This is a genomic window from Cellulosimicrobium cellulans, assembly GCF_042723955.1.
GTDB lineage: Bacteria > Actinomycetota > Actinomycetes > Actinomycetales > Cellulomonadaceae > Cellulosimicrobium > Cellulosimicrobium cellulans_H.
The window spans coordinates 35,045-57,481 of sequence record NZ_JBHXIC010000026.1 but is presented as its reverse complement, the minus strand read 5'-3'; the positions used below and the strand labels follow the sequence as shown (position 1 = coordinate 57,481).

Here is a 22,437-nt window from a genome sequence, read left to right as displayed (position 1 = left end):
CGGGGCGCTGTACCCGCCGCCCGGCGGGGCGCACGTGTAACCGCGCCCCTCACGCGCCAGGGCCACTGCCCCCACCCCACCGCCCCGGGATCCAGCGGATCCGGGGCCGTTCGTCTGCTCGCGTCGCCGGCGGCGGACGCCGGAGCGGTCAGTACGCGGTGCGGTGGCGGGGCTTGCGCTCGCCCCGGTCGTCGGCACGGTCGAAGCGGTCGCGACGCTCGTCGCGACGACCGGACGGGCCGTGCCCGCCGCGCGGCCCGCGCGACGCGGGCGCGCCCTCGTCCAGGCGGATGCGCAGCGCCTTCCCGGCGACCCGGGCGCGGGAGATGCGGTCCATGGTCTCCGCGTCGAGCGGCGCGGTGATGTCCACGAGGGAGAACGACGGGAAGATGTCGATCTTGCCGACGTCCGACCCGGCGAGGCCCGCCTCGTTCGTCAGCGCGCCGACGATCCCGCCGGGCATCACGCCGTCCTTGTGGCCCACGGAGAGGCGGTAACGGGTGCCGACGGCGTCGCGGCGGATGCCGCGCGTGCCGTCGCCCTCGCGCCGGCCCGACGCGCGCTCGCCGCGCGGGCGCTCGCCCGTGCGCTCGGTGCGGCGCGCCTTGGCCTGCTCGCGTGCCGCGGCACGCTCGGCCTCGAACCGCTCCTGCTCCTCGCGGGCCCGGGGGCCGTCGTCGCCGACCGCGAGCGCCGCCATGGCCGCGGCGAGGTCGACGGGGTCGACGTCGTGCTCGGCGAGGAAGGTGCGCACCATGTCGGCGTACATGGACAGGCGGCCTGCCTCCTGGCGGGCGGGGACCTGGCCGAGCAGGGCCCGCACCTTGTGCGCGGACACGTCCGCGGGGGAGGGGATCTCGATCTCCTCGAGCGGGGTGCGGGTGGTGCGCTCGATGGCGCGCAGGCGACCGCGCTCGTGCGGGGTGACGAAGCTCAGGGCCTCGCCGGTGCGCCCGGCGCGGCCCGTACGGCCGATGCGGTGCACGTACGCCTCGGGCTCGCCGGGCAGGTCGAAGTTCACGACGAGGCCGATGCGGTCCACGTCGAGACCGCGCGCGGCGACGTCGGTCGCGACGAGGACGTCGAGCGCACCGGAGCGCAGGCGCTCCACGATCCGCTCGCGCTCCTTCTGCGCGACGTCGCCCGAGATGGTCGCGGCGGAGATGCCGCGCTCGACGAGCGCCGACCCGACCTCCTCCGCGGCGCCGCGCGTGCGGGTGAACACGATCGCGGCCTCGGCGTCGGACGTGGCCAGGACGCGCACGAGCGAGCCGGTCTTGTGCCGGAACGGCACGACGGCGTACGTCTGGCGCACGCTCGTCACCGTGGAGGACTGGCGGGCGACGGCGATCTCGACCGGGTCGGTGAGGTGCTCGTTCGCGACGCGGCGGATCGGAGCGGGCATCGTCGCGGAGAACAGCGCGACCTGACGCTCGCGCGGGGCGCGCGAGAAGATCGTGTCGACGTCCTCCGCGAAGCCCATGCGCAGCATCTCGTCGGCCTCGTCGAGCACGAGGAAGCGCACGTCGTCGAGCACGAGGGTGCCGCGCTCGATGTGGTCGATGACGCGCCCGGGCGTGCCGACGACGACCTGCGCGCCGGCCGCGAGCGCCCGCTGCTGCGGCTGGTAGGGGGAGCCGCCGTACACGGCGACGACGTCGACCTTGGGCAGGTGCGTCGCGAACGACTCGACGGCGTCGGCGACCTGCATCGCGAGCTCGCGCGTCGGGGTCAGGACGACGGCCTGCACGCGGCGCAGGGACGGGTCGATCGCGGCGAGCAGCGGGAGGCCGAACGCGGCGGTCTTGCCGGTGCCGGTCTGCGCGACGCCGGTGATGTCGCGGCCGGAGAGGAGCGCCGGGATGGCCTCGGCCTGGATCGCGGACGGGGTGACGAAGCCGAGGTCGGCGACGGCGCGCTCGAGGGGAGCGGGCAGGCCGAGGTCGGCGAACACGGGCCCGGCGGGCGCGGTCGGCTCGGGGCGGGTCTGGTCCGCGCGCTCGGCGGCGGCGTCGGCGGACTGGTCGAGGGCGTGCGAGGGCGCGAGGACGTCAGCAGTCATGAAGGGGTGAGGACCGTTCGTTTCGGGGTGTGGAGTGGCGTGCGGTCACCAGGACGGTTCTCGCAGGTCGCACTCCCGAACACACCAGGCCGGCCACCAGGACGATCAGGGATGATCGAGGGGGACGGCCGCTCTCACGGACACACGCGGGACGAGCGACGAACTCCAGAGGTGTGGCCATCCTACCGGAGGGAGCGGTCGGCGAGCGGGCCGTCCCCGGTGACGTCCCTCACCGCGTCCCCGTCCCGCGGTCGGTCGGGACGGACGAAACGGGTGATTTCCGCCCGGGGAGGGCGCCGCGCCGCGAAATGAGGGTCCGGGTGCGGGGGCCCGGTACGTAGGATGGTCCGCGCGCGGCAGGTCGCCGCGACGGCGCGACGTGAGCACGGGGCGGTGGGTGTGTCAGCAGGGCAGCAGGTCAGCTCCCGCGTCCTGACCGTCCCGAACGTCATCAGCCTCCTGCGGCTGCTCCTCGTGCCGGTCTTCGCGGTCCTCATCGTGCGCGGCGACGACGTGTGGGCGCTCGTCGTGCTCGCGGTGTCGGGCGCGTCGGACTGGCTCGACGGAGTCCTCGCGCGGCGCCTCGACCAGGTGAGCCGCCTCGGGCAGATGCTCGACCCGGCCGCGGACCGGCTCTTCATCCTCGTCACGCTCCTGGGGCTCGCGTGGCGCGACGTCGTGCCGCTGTGGCTCGTCGTGGTCGTCGTCGGGCGCGACCTGCTCCTCGCCGCGCTGCTGCCGCTGCTGGCGCGCCACGGGTACGGGCCGCTGCCCGTGAGCTTCGCGGGCAAGGCCGGGACGTTCGCGCTGCTGTACGCGTTCCCGCTCCTGCTGCTGGCCGAGATGCCGGGCTGGCTGGGCGACGTCGCCGCGGTCACGGGCTGGGCGTTCACCTGGTGGGGCGTCGGCCTGTACTGGCTCGCGGGCGCCCAGTACGTGCTGCAGACGCGCGCGCTCGTCGTGCGCGACCGGGCGGCCACCGACGAGACCGGCACGACGACGCGGGAGGCGCCGTGAGCGAGAACCGTCCGGACCCGGGCGCCGCCGCACGCCGCGCTCCCGTCGACGCGTCGATGACGCTGCTCAACGAGGTCATGCACCGCCCGCTCGACCCCGGGTACGCGGACGCCGCGGCGCGCCGCGCCGCGGGGCAGTCACCGCACCGTGGCCGCACGGGCACGGTCGCCCTCGTCGCCCTGGCGGTCGTCCTCGGTGTGGTCACGACGGCGGCCGCGGTCGAGCTGCGCGCCCCGCAGCCGGGCGTCATCGCGGCCCGCGAGACCCTGGAGCAGGAGATCCTCGACCGGCAGGGCGCCGCCGAGGAGCTCACGGCCCGCGGGGCGGAGCTGTCCGCGGAGATCGAGCAGCTCCAGGGCGCGGCGCTCAGCGGCGCGAGCGCGGACGTGCTCCAGGGCCTCCAGGAGGAGGGCGCGCTGACCGGCACGCAGGCGGTCGAGGGGCAGGGCGTCGTCGTCACGCTCGACGACACCAGCGGCGGCCTCTCGTCCGACACCGTGGACGCGAACTCGCTCGTGCACGACTCCGACCTCCAGCGCGTCGTCAACGCGCTCTGGGCCGGCGGCGCGGAGGCCGTCGCGATCAACGACCAGCGCCTCACCGGGCTGTCGGCCATCCGCTCCGCCGGGGACGCGGTGCTCGTCGACCTGCAGCCCCTCGTCGGGCCCTACCGGGTCGAGGCGATCGGCGACCCCGACACCCTGCGCACCTCCCTCCTGCGCTCGGGCACGTCGGACTACCTCCAGATCCTCGGGACCCAGTACGGCATCCGGTCCAGCGTGACGACGCAGAGCCGCCTCGACCTGCCCGGCCGGTCCGCACCGACGTTGTTCTTCGCGCAGGCCCCGGCGACCGTAGACTCCGACACGCCCGCCGGGAGCACCGACCGCACGACGGACGGCACGACCGACGGGACCGGGACGGGCTCGGAACCGCACGAGACAGGGCAGGAGATCGTCGAATGATCGCAGTCGTCGGACTGGTGGTGGGCATCGTCGCGGGCCTCGTCCTGCAACCCACCGTGCCGGTGTCGCTGCAGCCCTACCTGCCCATCGCCGTCGTGGCCGCGCTCGACGCCCTCTTCGGGGGCCTGCGCGCGCGCCTCGACGGGCTGTTCGACGACAAGGTCTTCCTCGTGTCGTTCCTGTCGAACGTCGTCGTCGCCGCCCTCATCGTCTTCCTCGGCGACCAGCTCGGCGTCGGGAGCCAGCTCTCCACCGCCGTCGTCGTCGTGCTCGGCATCCGCATCTTCTCCAACGCAGCCGCCATCCGGCGCCACATCTTCAAGGCGTGAGCGTGACCCGCGACCCCCAGGACCCCCGAGACCAGGGCGTCGACGACGTGACGCCGGACGACACCCCCGTCACCACCGACGAGACCACCGACGAGACCACCGACGACGTCGAGACCGCTCGCCCGTCGGACCTCGAGGGCGTCCCCGCCGAGCCCGAGCCCGAGACCCCGGGGGAGACCGCGGCCCCGCACGCGACCTCCGGCGAGGCCGCCGACGACGCCCCGGACGAGATCGGCGCCGACGACGGCGAGCCCGCGGACGTGTCGGCACGCGCGCACGACGACGCACCTGAGGTACCGGACGGCACGCTCGAGGGCGACGAGCCGCCCGCAGCCGACACCACCCCGGTCGGCGAGGAGCCCGGCGACGACCCGGCAGGGGCCGGTCCGCACGAGGGCGCCGACCAGGACCACGACCACGGCGACGGAGACACGGCCGCACCGGACGATCCCGCGGGTACCGCCGCCGCACCGGACGACGACGCGGCGACCGCGGACACCACCGGCACGGACGCCTCGGCGCCGGCAGAACCCCCCGCGACGACGGGGACCGTCGGCGCCGTGGGCCGCCACGGCTCCCCGACGCGACCGGAGCCGCGCGGGCTGCGCGGGCTCGGCCGCGCGCTGCGCCCCCGCGCGTCCCGGTCCCAGATCGTCGTCGGCGTCCTGTGCGCGCTGCTCGGCTTCGCGCTCGTGGTCCAGGTGAGCCAGACGCAGGAGGACCAGCTCTCGTCCCTGCGCCAGAGCGACCTCGTGCGCCTCCTCGACGACGTCACCCAGCGCTCCGGCGAGCTCGAGGACCAGGTCTCCTCGCTCGAGTCGACGCGGGACGAGCTCCAGTCGGGATCCGGGCGCGAGCGGGCCGCCCTCGAGCTCGCCGAGCAGCAGGCGGAGACGCTCGGCATCCTGTCCGGCCGGCTCCCCGCCGAGGGCCCGGGCGTCGAGATCGAGGTCGTCGAGGGCACGGAGGCGCTCGACGCGTTCGCGCTCTTCAACGTGCTCGAGGAGCTGCGCAACGCGGGCGCGGAGGCGATGGAGGTCAACGGGGTCCGGCTCGTCGCGAGCAGCTACTTCGAGGACTCGGCCGAGGGCGTCGTGGTCGACGGGCAGACGATCACCTCGCCGTACCGGTGGAACGTCATCGGCGACCCGTCGACGCTCGAGACGGCCCTCGAGATCCCCGGCGGCGCGATGGCGTCGCTGCGCGCGGACGGCGCGCGCACGACGATCACCCAGCAGGACCGGGTCGAGGTCACCGCGACCGTCGAGCCCGGGGCGCCGCAGTACGCGACCCCGGTCCCGGCCGACGAGTGACTGCGGCTTCCCGCATCCCCGCAGGCCGGGGTAGGTTGGGACGACCGTGGGTCGCGCGCACCGCGTGACCTGCGGGTGTAGTAGTTTTCGAGCACTGTTCCGCACGGCGGGGCCACGGCCCGGCGGTGCGGTGTTCCGAGGTCGAGCACGACGTGCGTGAGCCCCGAGGAGGCGAGATGAGTGTCCCAGGCGGTCCTGAGGTGCCGAACCGGGCGGGTAGCGACACGACGGTCAGCTTCGGCCGGATCGAGGCCCCGATCGAGGAGGGCGTGCAGCCCGGTGGCCTGAGCCCCGAGGAGCACGCCGCGGTCGCGGCGCTGCCGCGCCACTCCGCCCTGCTCATCATGCAGCGCGGTCCCGGGCAGGGGTCCCGCTTCCTCCTCGACGCCGAGCGCACCGTCGCCGGCCGGTCGGAGCGCGCGGACATCTTCCTCGACGACGTCACCGTCTCGCGCAAGCACGCCGAGTTCGTGCGCGAGGGCGAGCACTTCCTCGTGCGCGACGTCGGGTCGCTCAACGGGACGTACGTGAACCGCAGCCGGATCGACGCCGTCGCGCTCTCGACGGGCGACGAGGTGCAGATCGGCAAGTACCGGCTCACGTTCCACGCCAGCCCGCACGCGGGGGCACCGGCGGGCGGCACGGCCCCCCGGTCGTGAGCGCCTCGACGGGCGCCGCGCACGCCACGGCCCCCGAGCCCGCCGACGGGGCGGAGCCGTGGCCGCAGGGCATCTCGCGCCGCGCGACCATGCGCATCTCCGACGTGCTGCGGGCGCTGCGGGCGGAGTTCCCGAACGTCAGCCACTCCAAGCTGCGCTTCCTCGAGGAGCAGGGGCTCATCGAGCCCGTGCGCACCGCGTCGGGATACCGCCAGTACAGCCCCGCGGACGTCGAGCGGCTGCGGTTCGTGCTCGTCGAGCAGCGCGACCGCTACCTGCCGCTCAAGGTCATCAAGGAGCGCCTCGCCGCGCTCGACGCGGGCACCGACGTCGAGGCCCTCGCCCCGCGCCTGGCGACGACCGACGGCGAGCCCGGCTCGGCTGCCGTGCGCCAGCGGTACACGCTCGACGCGCTCGTGTCCGCGGCGGGGGTGGAGCGTGAGCTCGTCGAGGGCCTCATCGAGGCCGGTGTGCTGCGCCAGGCGCCGGGGGGCCAGCTCGACGCACGCTCGCTCGACGTGGTCGTGCTCGCCGCCGGGCTCGCGGAGTACGGCATCGAGCCGCGCCACCTGCGCTCCCTGCGCACCGCTGCCGACCGGCACGTGAGCCTCGTGCACCAGGTCGTCTCGCCGTGGCGCGGGCAGCAGAGCGCGTCCGCGCGTGCCCACGCCGGCACCGTGGCCTCGGAGGTCGGGGAGCTCTGCGCGCAGCTGCACACCGTGTTCGTGCGCCAGGGGATCGACGACCTCACGCGCTGACGGAGGCGCCGACCAACCCTTGCCAGGAGCGCCCAGGCACCAGGGTCCCACCCCCTGCCGGATGCGGGCCGGAGTCGTACCGTGGAGGGGTGAGCGACGACGTCCCGATGGTCCCGGTCGAGGTGCTCGGGGTCCGTCAGCAGCAGCGCGACCAGGAGATCGTGGTGCTGCTGCTCGACGACGCGTCCGAGCTCGTCGTGCCGATCGTCATCGGCCCGCGGGAGGCGAGCGCGATCGCGATGGCGCAGGCCGGCCTGCCGACGCCGCGGCCCATGACTCACGACCTGCTGCGGGACCTGCTCGACGCGGTCGGGGTGCGCCTGGAGCGGGCGGAGATCGTCGCGCTCGACGGCGGCATCTTCTTCGCCGAGCTGGTGCTGAGCAACGGGGTGCGGCTCGACTCGCGCGCGTCGGACGCGATCGCGGTCGCGGTGCGCACCGGCAGCCCGGTGCTGTGCTCGGCGGAGGTCGTCGCGACGGCGGGGGTCGAGGTCGTCGACGTCGCGCAGCAGGAGGAGGTCGAGAAGTTCCGCGACTTCCTGGACCACGTCCAGCCGGAGGACTTCTCGGTGGACGAGTAGGGGGCGGTCCGCGTCGCCGCGGGACCGACCGTCGAGCGAGGGTCGAGGCTTGCGGGCACAACGGACAACACGGACGTTCGACCACAGGTCGAGGGTTGAGCGACCGGCTCGCCGGCCGCACGGGCGCGACACGCCCGCGCGCTCGGGTCGTCGGTCGTTGACGACCCCCGACGGCGCCCATAGCGTGGTCGTGGACATCACCCCAGGAGGCGGACAGTGAACAGCAGCGGTGAGGCGAGCGTCGGTATCGGCGCGGCGGTTCCGCACGGCGCGCAGGGCCTCCTCTTCGGGGAGGACATCACCGAGCAGGACACGACGACCGGCTACCGCGGCCCGACCGCGTGCCGCGCCGCGGGCATCACGTACCGGCAGCTCGACTACTGGGCCCGCACCGGGCTGGTCGAGCCGACCGTGCGCCCCGCGTCGGGCTCGGGCTCGCACCGGCTGTACAGCTTCCGGGACATCCTCGTCCTCAAGGTCGTCAAGCGACTCCTGGACACCGGGGTCTCGCTGCAGCAGATCCGCACGGCCGTCGAGCACCTGCGCGAGCGCGGCGTCGACGACCTCGCGCAGATCACCCTCATGAGCGACGGGGCGAGCGTGTACGAGTGCACGTCGCCCGACGAGGTCGTGGACCTCGTCCAGGGCGGGCAGGGCGTGTTCGGCATCGCGGTCGGCCGGGTGTGGCGCGAGGTCGAGGGCACGCTCGCGGAGCTGCCCACCGAGTCGCTCGACGACGAGGACGGCGCGACGGCCAGCCCGCAGGACGAGCTCGCGCAGCGTCGTCGGGCCCGCTCCGCCGGCTGAGGCCGCGAGCGCCGCCGACCCCGGGCATGTCGGCGGTCTCGTGCCGGTCTGGGAAGGCCCGGTCGACGCGTCACGGCACCCTTCGGCCTGTGGAGCACGTCACAGCCGGTGCGACGGCCTGCCCGGCGAGGCCGTGGGAGGATCGCCCGGTACGCGGCGCGTCACGCCCTCCCCGGCGGCGCCGCACGGTCGACGGATGGAGTGCCGGTGTTCTCGAAGGTCCTGGTCGCCAACCGCGCGGAGATCGCCGTCAGGGCGTTCCGCGCCGCCTACGAGCTGGGGTCCCGCACCGTCGCGGTGTTCCCGCAGGAGGACCGCAACTCCGAGCACCGGCTCAAGGCCGACGAGGCGTACCTCATCGGGGAGCCGGGTCACCCGGTCCGCGCGTATCTGGACATCGAGGAGATCGTGCGTGTGGCGCGCGAGGCGGGCGCGGACGCGGTCTACCCGGGCTACGGGTTCCTCTCGGAGAACCCTGACCTCGCGCGCGCGTGCGCGGACGCCGGGCTGACGTTCGTCGGGCCGCCGCCGGAGGTGCTCGAGCTCGCGGGCAACAAGGTGCGCGCGCTCAAGGCCGCCCGCGAGGCCGGTCTGCCGGTGCTGGCGTCGAGCGAGCCGTCGTCGGACGTCGACGAGCTCGTCGCGGCCGCGGACGCGATCGGGTTCCCCGTGTTCGTCAAGGCCGTGGCCGGTGGTGGCGGGCGTGGCATGCGGCGCGTGGACACGCGCGAGGACCTCCCCGAGTCGCTGGCCGCCGCGATGCGCGAGGCGGACGGCGCGTTCGGTGACCCGACCGTGTTCCTCGAGCAGGCGGTGCTGCGCCCGCGGCACATCGAGGTGCAGATCCTCGCCGACGGCGCGGGGAACGTCGTGCACCTGTACGAGCGGGACTGCTCGCTGCAGCGCCGCCACCAGAAGGTCGTCGAGATCGCGCCGGCCCCCAACCTCGACCCGGCGATCCGGGACGCGCTGTGCGCGGACGCGGTGACGTTCGCCCGGCACATCGGGTACCAGAACGCGGGCACGGTCGAGTTCCTCGTGGACACCGTGGGGGAGCGGGCCGGGCAGCACGTGTTCATCGAGATGAACCCGCGCATCCAGGTCGAGCACACGGTGACCGAGGAGGTCACCGACGTCGACCTCGTGTCCGCCCAGATGCGCATCGCCGCGGGCGAGACGTTGGAGGACCTCAGGATCCGGCAGGAGGACGTGCGCGTCAACGGCGCCGCCCTGCAGACCCGCATCACGACCGAGGACCCCGCGAACGGGTTCCGGCCCGACACGGGCCGCATCATCGCCTACCGCTCGCCGGGTGGGGCGGGCGTGCGTCTCGACGGTGCGACGGCGACCGCCGGGTCCGTCGTCTCGGGCCACTTCGACTCGATGCTCGTCAAGCTCACGTGCCGCGGGCGCGACTTCCCGACGGCGGTGCGCCGCGCCCGGCGCGCGCTCGCCGAGTTCCGCATCCGCGGCATCCGCACGAACATCCCGTTCCTGCAGGCCGTGCTCGCCGACCCGGAGTTCGTCGCCGGGAACGTGGCGACGTCGTTCATCGACGAGCGGCCCGAGCTGCTCGCCGCGCGCGAGAGCGCCGACCGGGGCACGCGCCTGCTCGCGTACGTGGGGGACACGACGGTCAACCGCCCCCATGGCGAGCCGCGGCGCACCCCGGACCCCGCGACGAAGCTGCCCGCGCTCGACCTGTCGGTCGCGCCCCCGCCCGGGTCGCGCCAGCAGCTCCTCGAGCTCGGACCCGAGGGCTTCGCGCGCGCCCTGCGCGGCGAGCAGCGCCTGCGGGTCACGGACACGACGTTCCGCGACGCCCACCAGTCGCTGCTCGCGACGCGCGTGCGCACGCACGACCTGGCCGCCGTCGCACCGTACGTCGCGCGGGCCGCGCCGCAGCTGTGGTCGGTCGAGGCGTGGGGCGGGGCGACGTACGACGTCGCGCTGCGCTTCCTCGGCGAGGACCCGTGGGAGCGGCTCGCGACGCTGCGCGAGGCGATGCCGAACCTCGCGATCCAGATGCTGCTCCGCGGGCGCAACACGGTCGGGTACACGCCGTACCCGACGCGCGTCACGGAGGCGTTCGTCGCGGAGGCCGCGGCGACGGGCATCGACGTGTTCCGGATCTTCGACGCGCTCAACGACGTCGACCAGATGCGTCCCGCGATCGAGGCCGTGCGCGCCACTGGGACGACGGTCGCCGAGGTCGCGCTGTGCTACACGGGCAACCTGCTGGACCCGGCCGAGGACCTGTACACGCTCGACTACTACCTGCGCCTCGCGGACCGCATCGTCGACGCCGGCGCGCACGTGCTCGCCATCAAGGACATGGCCGGGCTGCTGCGCCCAGCCGCCGCGACCCGGCTCGTGACCGCGCTGCGCGAGCGCTTCGACCTGCCCGTGCACCTGCACACCCACGACACCTCGGGCGGCCAGATGGCGACGCTGCTGGCCGCGTCGGCCGCGGGCGTGGACGCGGTCGACGCCGCGAGCGCCGCGATGGCGGGCACGACGAGCCAGCCGTCGCTGTCCGCGCTCGTCGCGGGGCTCGAGCACACCGAGCGCGACACGGGCCTGTCGCTGGCCGCGGTCGCAGACCTGGAGCCGTACTGGGAGGCGGTGCGTCGCGTCTACGCGCCGTTCGAGTCGGGGCTGCCCGGGCCGACGGGGCGGGTGTACGAGCACGAGATCCCGGGCGGGCAGCTGTCGAACCTGCGCCAGCAGGCGATCGCGCTGGGCCTGGGGGACAGGTTCGAGCAGATCGAGGCCATGTACGCCGCGGCGGACCGCATCCTGGGGCGCCTGGTGAAGGTGACGCCGTCGTCGAAGGTCGTGGGCGACCTCGCGCTGCACCTCGTGGCGGCGGGGGCGGACCCGACGGAGTTCGCGGCCGACCCGCAGGCGTTCGACATCCCGGACTCGGTGATCGGGTTCCTCGGTGGTGAGCTCGGCGACCCGCCCGGGGGCTGGCCGGAGCCGTTCCGCTCCCGTGCCCTCGCCGGGCGCGCGGCGCGCGGCGGAGTGACGCCGCTGTCGCCGGAGGACGAGGCCGAGCTCGCGCAGGCGGGGGAGGCGCGGCGCCGCCGGCTGAACCACCTGCTCTTCGCGGGGCCGACCAAGGAGTTCGAGCAGGTGCGCCAGGCCTACGGGGACGTGTCCGTGCTCGACACCCCGACGTACCTGTACGGGCTCGAGCCGGGGCAGGAGGTCGCCGTCGCGCTCGGCAAGGGCGTGCGCCTGCTCGTCGGGCTCGAGGCGATCGGCACGCCCGACGAGCGGGGCATGCGCACGGTCATGTTTACCCTCAACGGTCAGCTGCGCCCGATCCAGGTGCGCGACCGCGCGGTCGACGTCGACGCGCGCACGGCGGAGAAGGCCGACCCGACGCAGCCGGGTCAGGTCGCGGCGCCGTTCGCGGGTGCGGTGACGCCGGTCGTCGTCGCCGGCGACGTCGTCGAGGCCGGGCAGACCGTCGCCACGGTCGAGGCGATGAAGATGGAGGCCGCGATCACGACGCCGGTCGCGGGCACGGTGCAGCGCGTCGCGATCGGCGCGGTGCAGCAGCTGGAGGGCGGCGACCTCGTTCTCGTCGTGGGCTGAGCGGTGGGCACCCTCGTGGTCGGGGTGGCAGCCTGAGGCGACGGCCGTCGCGCCGGGCAGGGCGAGCGGAGGAGGATCCATGCGAGTCACGTTCCACGGCCACGCGTGCGTCACGGTGCGGCACGGCGGTCAGGTCGTCGCGATCGACCCGGGCGCGTTCAGCGACGCGGCGGGCGCCCTGCGCGACGCCGACACCGTGCTGGTCACCCACCAGCACCCGGACCACGTCGACGCGCCCGCGCTCGGCGCCGCCCTCGCGGCCCGGCCCGGGCTCACGGTCTGGGCGCCCGAGGCCGTGGTCGCGGCGCTGCGTCCCGCCCTGCCGGAGGACACCTCCGCGCGCGTGCACGTCGTCGTCCCCGGCGACGGTCTCGACCTCGGCGGCCTGGAGGTCGTGGTCGGCGGTGGGCAGCACGCGGTGATCCACCGCGACGTGCCCCGGATCGCGAACGTCACCTATCTCGTCCGCGGGGACGGTGCGACGCTCCTGCACCCGGGCGACTCGTTCGACGCGCCGGACGGTGACGCGCTCGGAGGCGAGCGGCTCGACGTGCTCCTCGCGCCGGTGTCCGCGCCGTGGCTCAAGCTCGCCGAGACCATCGACTTCGTGCGCGGCCTCGACCCGCGCGTCGTGGTGCCGATCCACGACGCGCTGCTGTCGGCGGTCGGGCACGGCATGGTCGACCGGCTCCTCGGGGAGCAGCGCACCGGCGGGACGTACGCGTACCGGCCGCTCACCCCCGGTGAGGCGCTCGACGTCGCCGCGGGGAGCCTGGACGGGGTCGGTGACGCCGCGGCCCGCGCGCTCCGCGACGAGCACCCCGAGTACGGCGAGGTGACGCTGCTCGAGGCCGACGAGACCGTGCCGCCACGCCCCGAGGAGGAGGTGGCCGACGCCGCCCGCTCCGAGGCCGGTCGGTGACCGCCACCCCGCCGTCGGGCTGGTACCCGGACCCGTGGGGCGTGCGGGCGGAGCGCTGGTTCGACGGGCGCGCCTGGACGCCGCACGTCCGCGACCGTCCCGCGGGCTCCGGCGGCCGGCCCCGGATGCACCCCGGCGCGATCGTCGCGATCGTGCTCGGCGTGGTCCTCGCGCTGGCGGTCGTAGCGGCCGTCGTGGTGTTCTTCGTCCTCACGGTGCAGGGCGTGATCTGCGGCGAGGCGCCCCACTACTGCGACTGACGCGCCCTGGCACCCGCGCCCGCTCCGCCCCTCACGACGGGCCCCGTGCGGGGCCCGCGCGTCACAGCAAGGGCCTCAGCGGGGTGAGGACGACCTCGCTGAGCTTGGCCGCCACCGAGCGGGAGTCCCACTCGGCGAGCGTGAGCTCCCGGGAGTTCGACAGGTCGACGTCGAACACCTTCTCCATCTGCTCGGCCACCCCGGGGTCGGTGATCTCGAGGTTCACCTCGTAGTTCCCCGTCAGGGAGAGCCGGTCGATGTTGGCCGTCCCGATCGTTGTCCACGCGCCGTCGATGGTGGCGGTCTTCGCGTGCACCATCGCGTCCCGGTACAGGTGGATGCGCACCCCACCCTTGAGCAGCGCGGTGTACAGGCCGCGCGACAGCCAGTCCGCGAGCACGTGGTTGGAGCGCTCGGGCACCAGGACGCGCACGTCGACCCCGCGCGCGGCGGCCGCGAGGAGTGCCGCGAGGATCTCCCGGTCCGGGATGAAGTACGCCTGCGTGATGTAGACGTGCGAGCTCGCGCGGTCGATGGCGTCGAGGTAGATGCCGCGGATCGGGAAGACGAGGTGCGCGGGCGCGTTGCGCGCGGCCCGCAGGCGCGGCTCCCAGTGCACCGACCCCGGGTCGGCGAGCAGCGGCTGGCCGGGCTTCCGGTTGGCGTTCCAGAAGTCGACGAACGCGTTGCGCAGCTCCCACGCGCTCGGGCCCACGAGGCGGATGTGCGTGTCCCGCCACTGCGTCGCGTACAGGGCGCCGATGTTGTACCCGCCCACGAACGCGATCTCGTCGTCGACCACGAGGATCTTGCGGTGGTCGCGACCCGACTTGCGCACGTTGAGCATGAGCACGCCCGGGCGGAACACGGGGTAGCGGATGACGTGGATCGGCTCCGGCAGGTCGAAGAACGCCTGCGGGACGACGAGGTTCGCGAACCCGTCGTAGACGACGAACACCTCGACGCCGCGTGCGCTCGCCTCGACCAGCGCCTGCTTGAACTCCTCGCCGAGCGCGTCGGCCTTCCAGATGTACGTCTCGAGCAGGATGCGGCGCTGCGCCCCGCGGATCGCGCCGAGCATCTCCCGGTAGACGTCCTCGCCGTACGTGAAGACGGTCGTCGTGGTGCCCGCGACCTCGACGTCGGCGGGGGAGGAGCGGGGGAACGACGCCTCGGTCGTGTTGCGGCGCTTGCGGATCGCGTCGGCGGTGACGAGCACGCCCGCGACGGTGATCGGCGCCGCGACGGCGACGACGAGCGCGCGGGAGAGCAGGCGGCGGGCGGTGCGCAGGGCGGAGTCGGCGGACAGGTGCACGGACTCACCGTAGCGGGCGCGTCCCCGGGCGCGACCTCACAACGGGCGCGCCGCGGGTGAGATCTGCACCCCCGCCGCCTCCGGGTTCCCCGAGCGCCCGGGTCAGTGCGAGCGCAGGGCCTTGATCAGCTCAGCCTTGCGCATCGAGGAGCGGCCCTCGATGCCGATCTCCGCGGCACGCTTGCGCAGCTTCTCGACCGTCCAGTCGTCGTAGTCGCCAGCCTTGCCGCCCTTGCGTCCGACGCTCTTGCGGGACGAACCCGCGGCGGCGTTCGCGATGCGCGCCGCCTTCTCCTTCGAGTCGCCCTCGTCGCGCAGCTTCTCGTACAGCTCGGGGTCCTTCACGCTCGGTCCCGGGTCGCGCTTCGGCACGGCGTCCTCCCTGGTCTCGGGCCGGCCACCTCGGCGCGGGGGCCGGACTCCTGCCAGGCTCGCCCCGCCGTCGCCCGCTCGCACGCGGACCTCACCCGACCGGCTCGTCTCGGCACCTCATCCGAGCACCGTGACGCGCGAGGTGCTCGGATCCACGTGCACGACCCGCCCCGCCACCGCGGCGAAGCCGTGCGGGTCCGCGTCGTACCCGGCCTGCCAGCGCACGTCGCCGTCGTCGAGGGACAGCGCGACCATGAGCGCGCGCCGCGGGGTGTCCGGGTCGGGCCCGACCACGGCGAGGGTCGCGCCGTCGGTGAACGCCGCCGTCACGCCGCGCGCGAGGTCCGGCCCGGGGGCGGGGCCGCCCGTGGACGCGGCCGACGCGCGACGAGGCCAGGACCACACCCGCTCGCCCGTGCGCGCGTCGAGGGCGACGAGCGCGCCGTCGGCGGCGAGCACCACCCGGGTGCCCGCGAGCGCCACGGCCTGCACGGCGGGCAGGTCGACGTGCCACAGCTCGCGCGGTGCGTCCGCGCCCTGGCCGGGCGGGGCGTCGAGCGCGAGCACCCGGGCGGGCGTCGTGACGAGCCACGTGGTCGCGTCGCGGCCGGGACCGACGAGCGGGACGAGCAGGCGTCCGGCGACCGCGGTGTGGACCGTGCCGTCCGGGGCGACGAGCTGTGTGGACCCGGTGCGGTCTGGCGGCCGGGTGGTCGTGCGCCAGAACGTGCCGTCCGCACGGGCCGTGACGGCCGTCGTGATCGTGTCGCCGCGCGTGTCGAGGCGGGTCCCGGCGGGGGTGAGGACCGCGCTGAGGCGGCAGCCGCGCACGACGAGCAGGTCGTCCTCGACCGTGACCGCGGCCTGGCCGGCCACCTGGGGCCGGCACATCGCGGTGCGCTCGGCGTCGTCCGGGTCGACCTCCCGGTGCCAGCGCACCCGGGCGGTGCGCGCGTCCTGGAGCGCGAGATGGACGACACCTCCGGTGCGGGCCCAGCGCAGGACCGTGCCGCCCGGGGCGGGGACCGCGCGCCCGAGGTCGTCGCCGAGAGGTACGGCGTCCGTCACCGGCCCGGACGGGCCGAGCACGTGCGCCACCGGTGCGAGGGCGGGACCGGTCAGGCACGTGACGACGGAGGGTCGTCCCGCGGGGGCCGACGTCTCGCCCGCAGCCGGTCCGCACCAGGCCGTCGGGTCGAGGGCCCGCCAGTACCGGGCGCCGGTCGCGACGTCGTACCCCTCCACGCCCGCGCCCGCGACCGTGGCGAGGATCGTGCCGTCGTCGACCACGGAGAGCCGGGGTGCGGCGGCGTCGGTCTCCCACACGAGCTCCGGTGGCACCGCGAGCGAGGCGACGGCTCCAGGACGGGCGAGACGTCCCTGCTCCGCGGTGGTCGTGCGCCACGTCCCGACCGCGACGAGAGCGAGGGCGAGCACCAGGAGGGGCACCGCGACGCGCAGGAGTCGGGAACGTCGGGCCGGTGCCGCGGGCCCGTGGGCCCCCTCCGCGGGTGCGCCGCGCCCGGCCGGCGGGGGCTCGTCGTCGGGGACGAGCTCCACCCGGTGGAGCGAGGCCATACCGGTGACGCTACGCGCCCCGCGGTCCGCGCGTCAGGCCTCCGCGGGCTCGAGCGCGGCCGAGAGGGGGTGGGCGCGGATCGCGGCGGCGAGCTCGCCCTCGATCCGGTCGAGGTACACGCCCGTGGTCGCGATGGACGCGTGCCCGAGGAGCTCGGCGACCACCTTCACGTCCCACCCCTCGGCGGCCAGCAGGGTCGCGGTCGTGTGGCGCAGGGCGTGCGGCGTGGCCTCGCGCCGGTACTGCGCGGGCATGCGCGCGACGCAGCGCCGCAGGAGGCCGCGGACCGCCTGCGCGTCGATGCGCCGGCCGCGCCAGGACAGCAGGAGGGCGCGCCGCGCGTCCGGGTCGTCGGGGCGGCGGGCGAGGAGCGCGGGGCGCAGGCGTTCCAGGTACTCCTCGAGCGCGGCGGCGAGCGGAGGAGAGAGCGTCACGGTGCGGACGTGCCCGCCCTTGCCCTGGATGCGCCAGCGCGTCTGGTCGGGCTCGCGAGAGAAGTCGTCGAGGTTCGCGCGCTCGAGCTCGGAGACGCGCGGGCCGAGGACGAGCAGGAGCGCGACGACGAGGCGGTCGCGGAGCTGGAGGTCCTGGTCCCGGCGTCCCGCGGCCGGGTCTGCCGGCACCCGTGCCGCGGAGACCTCGAGCAGCGACGCCGCGGAGCCCGCGGACAGCGCCGTGCGCGCGACCCGCAGCCCGTCGCGCAGGCGCGCCGGGGGAGCGGCCCACTGCATCGGGTCCGCCTGCACCCAGCCCTCGCGCGCCGCGTGGGAGAAGAACCGGGTGACGGACTGGCGGAAACGGTTCACGGTCGCCGCGGAGCGCCCCGGGCTGCCGGGCTTGCGGGACGCGTCCGCGTACCGGCCGTCGGGCGTGGTCTGGTAGCGCAGGAGCACGTCGTCGACGTCCTCCCCGGTGACGTCGTCCAGCACCCGGGCCGCCCCGGCGAGCCGGACGAACTCCGTCACGTCCCGCTCGTAGCTGCGCCGCGTCGTCGGCGACAGGATGCCGCGCAGGGTCTGAGCCGCGACGGACGCGAGGTAGCGGTCGGCCGCCTCGGAGGCGGTGATCCGCTCGAGGCGGGGCGGGGCGACCATGGGGCGGGCCTCCTTCCGGGAAGAGTCCGCCTCAGCCTAGGTCGTGCCACCGACACGGCCGCCGACGCGCGGCGCCCTGACCTGCGCCGACGCCCGTCCACGATCAGCGGGCCCCGTCCAGGTGCGCGACGTCGCCGACGCCCAGCACGGCACGGTTGCGGAAGAACCCGTCCTCGCGCAGCGTCGTGATGCTCCCCGACGGCACGGGGAAGGCCACGTGCCCGGCGGCCTCGACCGGCATCCCGATCCAGGCGGCGACGACGAACGTGGCCGCGAACCCGTGCGTGACCACCACCTGGTGGTCGACGCCGCGGCGGAGCAGGTCCGTCGTCGCCGCGTACACCCGCAGCGCGACGTCGAGCCTCGTCTCCGCGCCCGCGACGCCCAGGTCGTGCCGCAGGCGGTCGCCGACAGCGGGCGGCGGGACGAGCCGCGCGTCGAGCCAGGCCTGGGGCCGCCCACCGGCTTCGCCATAGGACGCCTCGCGAAGACGGGTGTCGAGGCGCGGGGCGATGCCGAGCGCGTCGCCGATCGCGGCCGCGGTCCGCCGCGTGCGGAGGAGGTCGGACGTGACGACGTCGACGGCGGCGCCGCGCGGGACACGGGCGCGCAGGACGGCGGCGAGGTAGTGCGCGTGCCGCACACCCGTCGCGGTGAGGTCGGAGTCGTGGACGCCCCCGACGAGCCGGTCGACGTGGTGCGTGGCCTCGGGGTGGGTCACGACGTGGACGGTGCGCTCGCGCGGGCCGACGACGTCGGGCAGCGGCGGGGGAGGGAAGGGGCTGTGGAGGGGGTCGGGTTCGGGCACCCGCCCAGGCTGGCACATGCCAGGGCTGCGCGACGCGGGGAGCGGCACGACCGATCGACGGGCGGCGGCGTCCGGGCAGGGGAGGTGCTTGTCGGAGCAATGACGGCGGCGCGGTCTACGGCCCGAGCCGCCGGGGCGCGACAGCGCGGTTCCGAGACGTCAGCACGGTGTTGACCTAAACACAATGGTTTGAGGGATATGTCCGATTCTAGGCATCGTAGCCGAACGTGCGGTCCCGCACCAGGCGCCGTCCGCGCGCCGGGGAGACGTCGGTTGCCGCCGGTCCAGGCGCCTGCGGCTCGTCCGGGGCGACGTCGGTGTCCCGAGACCCGGCCCGTGCCGCCTGCGCGGGGGACACCGAGCGCCAGCACCACACGGCGACGGTCGCCACGCCTGCCGCGATGCCGACGACCGCGAACGCGACGAGCGTCAGGGCGAGCACCGGGACCCACGCCAGCGTCGCGAGCGCCGTCGTGACGACCCGTCGAGGCCGACGTCCGTCGCGCGCGAGGCCGACGAACGGCGACGTCGTGGCGAACGTCCCGGAGACGGTTCCTGACGACGCCCGGCCAGGCACGAGCTCCGCCGGGCCGCCGAGTCGCCGGTCGCCGTCGTTCCGTCCCGCGGCGCGGGTGGCGCGCGGGAGCGGGTAGATCCGAGGTGCGTACGTCGTCGTGCTCATGACGAAGGGGAGCGCGTTACGGGCCTCCGTGATGCGCAGGAGCAGCTTCTTCGACGACGAAATGACATAATGTGCATTATCGGCGTAGGACTGGATCATCCTGAATCGTGCGTGCTCAGCCCTTCAGCGACCACCGGAGCCGGTTCCCAGAGCCCGTCACCGTTGAGGCGATGTGTCATCACGAAAGACATCGGGACGTTGGGCCAGCCGACGCGCTGCTGCTCGATCAGCGGCACGATGAACGGACTCACCGTGTCCAGCGTGAACGGGTCGACCCATGCCGCCTCCAGCACATGCGGCTCGTTCGCCGGAACCCGCGGCACAGCGCTGCTCGCGGCCGTCGCGACGAAGAAGCAGACCAGCTTGCGCCGTCGTCGTTCGTGCCACTCGTGAACGCAGGTGGCAACCAACCGACCGACCTCGATGACAATCCCGGTCTCTTCAGCCGTCTCGCGCGCCGCAGCCTCTTCGAGCGTCTCGCCACGTTCGACGTGACCGCCCGGCAGCTCCCAGCTCGTGACGCCAAGCCGTTCGTGCCGAATCATCAGCCACCTCCGATCCATGCGCGTCATCGCGAACGCTGTCACGGTCGTCTCCCACGGCTCAGCCACGGTCCGACCCTACGGGCTCCTCGGAACCGGCCCGCGACGTCGGCGCGATGGCACGTGCCTGATCCCCGGGACCCCCCGTCGCGGCGGCCGGTCTGGCGCCGCCCGGCACCTCCGGCAGCCCGCGGAGAAGGTGGAGCGGGCGCAGGCGAGGCATCGGCGGTGTCTACTGGCTCCTATGGGACCCGTCGTCATCGATTCCTCGACCCGGTGCGCGATCGACGCCGTCACCGCGCTGCGCCTCGTGCGCGACGACGTCGGGCTCGGTGCACGACGCCCGCTCGTCGGGCCCTCCGTGCTGCGCAGCCACGCGCTCTCGATGCTCTACCGCGACGTCCGTGACGGCGTGCTCGACGAGAAGACGGCGCGTGCCCGTCTGGAGGGCGTCGCCGCGCTGAAGATCCGCCTGCTCGGCGACCGCGTCTCGCGGGCCACCGCATGGCGGATCGCTCACGAGCTGGACGCGGACGACACCGCGGCCGCCGAGTACGTCGCGGTGGCCGTGCTCCAGGCCGACGTCCTCGTGGCCGGTGACGCGGGCGTCGTCGCCGCGGCGGAGGGGCGGATCCCTCTCGCCGCCTACGACGACCTGCTGCACTGAGCGGCCCTGTCCCCTGCCTCAGTCGTCGAAGACGGACCAGCAGATCGCGCTGCGGCGCCGCTGGTCGTCCAGGACGAGCTCGCGCAGCTCGGCCGGGATGCGCTCGCGCTGCCAGTCCCGCTCCGCGCGGCGGGCCGCCTCGGGGTCCTCGCCTCGGGCCGCGGCGTCGGCGGCCGCGGCCCGGATCGCGTACGCCGCCGCGCCCAGGTCGTGCGCCGCGACGTGGGCGACCGCCACCGCCTGCCCGGCCGCGAGCGCCGTGTACTTGACGGGTGCGGGTTGGTCGCGCCCGGCGGCGTTCGCGACGAAGGCGGTGCTGTGCGCGGTCTTCATGGGGGCCTCGCCGCGGATCCAGGCGCGGGCGACGTCGAGGGCGTCGCGGGGTCGGGTGTCGTCGGGCCGGGAGCTCTCGAAGATCGGCAGGACGTGCTCGGCGCAGTCGACGGCCCACTGGGCGAGCTGGCGGTGGTGGTCGTCGGTGAGGGTGCCGCCGCGGCGGACGGTGATGAGCCTGGGGTCGCGTTCGGCGGGCAGGATCGGCATGGTCCGATGCTCCCCCACGTCGGCGTGGGCGTCCCTCTGGGTGCCGGGCGACGACGGCGGGTACCTGGCGGGTGCGGCCCTCTGGTCGCGTGCGGGTCGGGCGGCGTACGGTGCGATCGTCGTCCCCGTCCGTCGCTTCCCGCCGCTGAGGGGTGGGGGCCTCTCCCCCGGCAGGGTCCCGCGCAGCGTCGTCGCCGCGCCCGGCCTCTCCCCTGGGCTGGCTGGTTCGTCGGGCGGCCCGTTCCTGAGGAGGCGCTCATGGCCCGGTTCACCCGCTCTGACAACTTGCAGGGCGCGACGTTCGACGGCGCGGACCTGCGCGGCGCGCGGTTCGTGGAGTCCGACCTGTCCGGCGTCGTGATGCGGGGCGTGCAGGTGGAAGGGGCCGACATCGACGCCCCGTGGCTCGCGGACGGCGATGCCGCGTTCCGGGTGAACGGCGTCGACGTGACGGGCTTCGTGGAGGCGGAGCTGGACCGCCGTTTCCCGGGGCGGGAGCTGCGTCGTGCCGGCGACCCGGAGGGGCTGCGCGCGGCGTGGGCGGCGCTGGAGTCGACGTGGGCGGCGACGCTCGGCCGGGCGGCGGCCCTGCCCGCGAGCGCCGTGGACGTGTCGGTGGACGGCGAGTGGTCGTTCGCGCAGACGTTGCGGCACCTGGTGCTGGCGACGGACGCGTGGTTGGGGCGGGCGGTGCTGGAGGTGGAGCAGCCGTTCCACCCGTTGGGTCAGGCGGGTCCGCAGGCGGCGGAGGACGGGCTGGACGTGTCGCTGTTCGTGACGGGGACGCCGTCGTACGCGGAGGTGCTGGAGGCGCGTGCGGGCCGGGTGGCGATGGTGCGGGACTTCCTGGCGGGTGTGACGCCGGAGGGGCTGGCGGTGGTGCGGCGCCACCCGTGGTCGCCGCAGTACCCGGAGACGACGTTGTCGTGCCTGCACGTGATCCTCGAGGAGGAGTGGGAGCACCATCGGTTCGCGGTACGTGACCTGGAGGCGATCGAGGGGGCGTCGGGCACGTGAGCGAGGCGCGCCGGGCGGGGGCCTGGCGCTCAGGGGGTGCGTGAGACGAGGGCGGCGAGGTTGGGCGTGAGGCGCGTGAGGTCGGGGTCGGTGGGGAGACCGTCGGGGACGAGCACCGCGGTGACCCGCGTCCCGTCCGGGGCGAGGAGGCTGAGCGGGAGGTCGGAGTCGTCGAGGTCGGTGACGAGGCCGCACGTGGCAGCTCCCGCGTCGTCCTGCGCGGTGTCTCCCGGCACGACGGTGACGAGGCAGACGACGTCCTGCCCGTCGCGGTCGCCCGTACCGGCGTAGAAGGTGACCTCGTCGAGCTCGCCCAGGCGTCGGGCCGAGGCGGGGTCCATCTCGTCTGGCTTCATCGTGTCCGGGAGGGCGTCGTCGGGGACGCGCTCGTCGGCAAGGCGGGTGACGAGGTCCTGGGCCGTCACGGTGCCGGAGCAGGAGGTGAGGGCGGCGAGCGCGGCGGTGGCGAGGACGAAGGGTCGGGTGCGACGACGGGTCTGGTCCATCGGGGTTGGATATCACGACGCGGCGGACAGGTG

General features: G+C 74.8%; 23 protein-coding genes. 13 read left to right on the top strand and 10 right to left on the bottom strand.

Annotated elements, in window-relative coordinates; translation table 11 throughout:
- Positions 1-148: 148 nt before the first annotated feature.
- On the bottom strand, positions 149-2,062 hold the full coding sequence (locus ACFWH7_RS09560; protein ID WP_378216273.1) for a DEAD/DEAH box helicase: 1,914 nt from the start codon (positions 2,060-2,062) through the stop codon (positions 149-151).
- A gap of 399 nt (positions 2,063-2,461) precedes the next feature.
- On the opposite strand from ACFWH7_RS09560, the gene ACFWH7_RS09555 reads away from it, so the two are divergent.
- From ACFWH7_RS09555 to ACFWH7_RS09505, 11 genes are all read left to right on the top strand, one after another.
- Positions 2,462-3,079: a CDP-alcohol phosphatidyltransferase family protein gene (locus tag ACFWH7_RS09555; RefSeq protein WP_378216275.1), complete on the top strand. Its 618-nt coding sequence runs from the start codon at positions 2,462-2,464 to the stop codon at positions 3,077-3,079.
- Positions 3,076-4,044: a DUF881 domain-containing protein gene (locus ACFWH7_RS09550; protein WP_378216272.1), complete on the top strand. Its 969-nt coding sequence runs from the start codon at positions 3,076-3,078 to the stop codon at positions 4,042-4,044. Before ACFWH7_RS09555 ends, ACFWH7_RS09550 begins: the two co-directional genes overlap by 4 nt.
- Positions 4,041-4,373 carry a small basic family protein gene (locus ACFWH7_RS09545; protein ID WP_021483549.1) on the top strand — a complete coding sequence of 111 codons (333 nt, stop codon included), beginning with the start codon at positions 4,041-4,043 and terminating at the stop codon, positions 4,371-4,373. Before ACFWH7_RS09550 ends, ACFWH7_RS09545 begins: the two co-directional genes overlap by 4 nt.
- The gene (locus tag ACFWH7_RS09540) at positions 4,370-5,686 is read left to right on the top strand and encodes a DUF881 domain-containing protein (RefSeq protein WP_378216271.1); all 1,317 of its coding nucleotides are present in this window, start codon (positions 4,370-4,372) and stop codon (positions 5,684-5,686) included. Before ACFWH7_RS09545 ends, ACFWH7_RS09540 begins: the two co-directional genes overlap by 4 nt.
- A 176-nt stretch (positions 5,687-5,862) precedes the next feature.
- The gene (locus tag ACFWH7_RS09535; protein ID WP_047234767.1) at positions 5,863-6,345 is read left to right on the top strand and encodes an FHA domain-containing protein; all 483 of its coding nucleotides are present in this window, start codon (positions 5,863-5,865) and stop codon (positions 6,343-6,345) included.
- Entirely contained in the window at positions 6,342-7,103 is a 762-nt protein-coding gene (gene ftsR / locus ACFWH7_RS09530; RefSeq protein WP_378216270.1) for a transcriptional regulator FtsR, read from the top strand. Before ACFWH7_RS09535 ends, ftsR begins: the two co-directional genes overlap by 4 nt.
- A gap of 107 nt (positions 7,104-7,210) precedes the next feature.
- Positions 7,211-7,684: a bifunctional nuclease family protein gene (locus ACFWH7_RS09525; protein ID WP_024839673.1), complete on the top strand. Its 474-nt coding sequence runs from the start codon at positions 7,211-7,213 to the stop codon at positions 7,682-7,684.
- A 216-nt stretch (positions 7,685-7,900) separates the two neighbouring features.
- The gene (locus ACFWH7_RS09520; RefSeq protein ID WP_378216269.1) at positions 7,901-8,491 is read left to right on the top strand and encodes a MerR family transcriptional regulator; all 591 of its coding nucleotides are present in this window, start codon (positions 7,901-7,903) and stop codon (positions 8,489-8,491) included.
- A gap of 207 nt (positions 8,492-8,698) precedes the next feature.
- The gene (locus ACFWH7_RS09515; protein WP_378216268.1) at positions 8,699-12,097 is read left to right on the top strand and encodes a pyruvate carboxylase; all 3,399 of its coding nucleotides are present in this window, start codon (positions 8,699-8,701) and stop codon (positions 12,095-12,097) included.
- A 79-nt stretch (positions 12,098-12,176) separates the two neighbouring features.
- Positions 12,177-13,019, top strand: a complete 843-nt coding sequence (locus tag ACFWH7_RS09510; RefSeq protein ID WP_378216267.1) for an MBL fold metallo-hydrolase — start codon at positions 12,177-12,179, stop codon at positions 13,017-13,019.
- The gene (locus ACFWH7_RS09505) at positions 13,016-13,279 is read left to right on the top strand and encodes a DUF2510 domain-containing protein (protein ID WP_378216266.1); all 264 of its coding nucleotides are present in this window, start codon (positions 13,016-13,018) and stop codon (positions 13,277-13,279) included. Before ACFWH7_RS09510 ends, ACFWH7_RS09505 begins: the two co-directional genes overlap by 4 nt.
- A 61-nt stretch (positions 13,280-13,340) precedes the next feature.
- Here the strand turns inward: ACFWH7_RS09505 and ACFWH7_RS09500 are convergent, their stop codons facing one another.
- The 7 genes from ACFWH7_RS09500 to ACFWH7_RS09470 all read right to left on the bottom strand — a co-directional run bounded on the left by ACFWH7_RS09500 (position 13,341) and on the right by ACFWH7_RS09470 (position 19,740).
- On the bottom strand, positions 13,341-14,594 hold the full coding sequence (locus ACFWH7_RS09500) for a phospholipase D-like domain-containing protein (protein WP_378216265.1): 1,254 nt from the start codon (positions 14,592-14,594) through the stop codon (positions 13,341-13,343).
- Positions 14,595-14,696: 102 nt separating this feature from the next.
- On the bottom strand, positions 14,697-14,966 hold the full coding sequence (locus ACFWH7_RS09495) for a DUF7218 family protein (RefSeq protein WP_375823624.1): 270 nt from the start codon (positions 14,964-14,966) through the stop codon (positions 14,697-14,699).
- Between the two features lie 117 nt (positions 14,967-15,083).
- Complete coding sequence (locus ACFWH7_RS09490; RefSeq protein ID WP_378216264.1) at positions 15,084-16,544, bottom strand: outer membrane protein assembly factor BamB family protein; 1,461 nt, start codon at positions 16,542-16,544, stop codon at positions 15,084-15,086.
- Positions 16,545-16,577: 33 nt separating this feature from the next.
- Positions 16,578-17,639 (bottom strand): tyrosine-type recombinase/integrase, encoded by a 1,062-nt coding sequence (locus ACFWH7_RS09485; protein ID WP_378216263.1) that lies wholly within the window; start codon positions 17,637-17,639, stop codon positions 16,578-16,580.
- A gap of 103 nt (positions 17,640-17,742) precedes the next feature.
- Positions 17,743-18,447: a histidine phosphatase family protein gene (locus ACFWH7_RS09480; protein WP_378216262.1), complete on the bottom strand. Its 705-nt coding sequence runs from the start codon at positions 18,445-18,447 to the stop codon at positions 17,743-17,745.
- A 208-nt stretch (positions 18,448-18,655) separates the two neighbouring features.
- Positions 18,656-19,228 carry a hypothetical protein gene (locus ACFWH7_RS09475; protein WP_378216261.1) on the bottom strand — a complete coding sequence of 191 codons (573 nt, stop codon included), beginning with the start codon at positions 19,226-19,228 and terminating at the stop codon, positions 18,656-18,658.
- Positions 19,225-19,740, bottom strand: a complete 516-nt coding sequence (locus ACFWH7_RS09470) for an NUDIX hydrolase (protein WP_378216260.1) — start codon at positions 19,738-19,740, stop codon at positions 19,225-19,227. Before ACFWH7_RS09470 ends, ACFWH7_RS09475 begins: the two co-directional genes overlap by 4 nt.
- A gap of 175 nt (positions 19,741-19,915) precedes the next feature.
- On the opposite strand from ACFWH7_RS09470, the gene ACFWH7_RS09465 reads away from it, so the two are divergent.
- Positions 19,916-20,338: a hypothetical protein gene (locus tag ACFWH7_RS09465; protein WP_378216258.1), complete on the top strand. Its 423-nt coding sequence runs from the start codon at positions 19,916-19,918 to the stop codon at positions 20,336-20,338.
- Between the two features lie 18 nt (positions 20,339-20,356).
- On the opposite strand, the gene ACFWH7_RS09460 is transcribed toward ACFWH7_RS09465, so the two are convergent.
- The gene (locus tag ACFWH7_RS09460; protein ID WP_378216257.1) at positions 20,357-20,881 is read right to left on the bottom strand and encodes a putative immunity protein; all 525 of its coding nucleotides are present in this window, start codon (positions 20,879-20,881) and stop codon (positions 20,357-20,359) included.
- A 258-nt stretch (positions 20,882-21,139) separates the two neighbouring features.
- On the opposite strand from ACFWH7_RS09460, the gene ACFWH7_RS09455 reads away from it, so the two are divergent.
- Positions 21,140-21,898: a DinB family protein gene (locus tag ACFWH7_RS09455; RefSeq protein WP_378216256.1), complete on the top strand. Its 759-nt coding sequence runs from the start codon at positions 21,140-21,142 to the stop codon at positions 21,896-21,898.
- Positions 21,899-21,927: 29 nt separating this feature from the next.
- Here the strand turns inward: ACFWH7_RS09455 and ACFWH7_RS09450 are convergent, their stop codons facing one another.
- Positions 21,928-22,404 (bottom strand): hypothetical protein, encoded by a 477-nt coding sequence (locus ACFWH7_RS09450; protein ID WP_378216255.1) that lies wholly within the window; start codon positions 22,402-22,404, stop codon positions 21,928-21,930.
- Between the last annotated feature and the right edge of the window lie 33 nt (positions 22,405-22,437).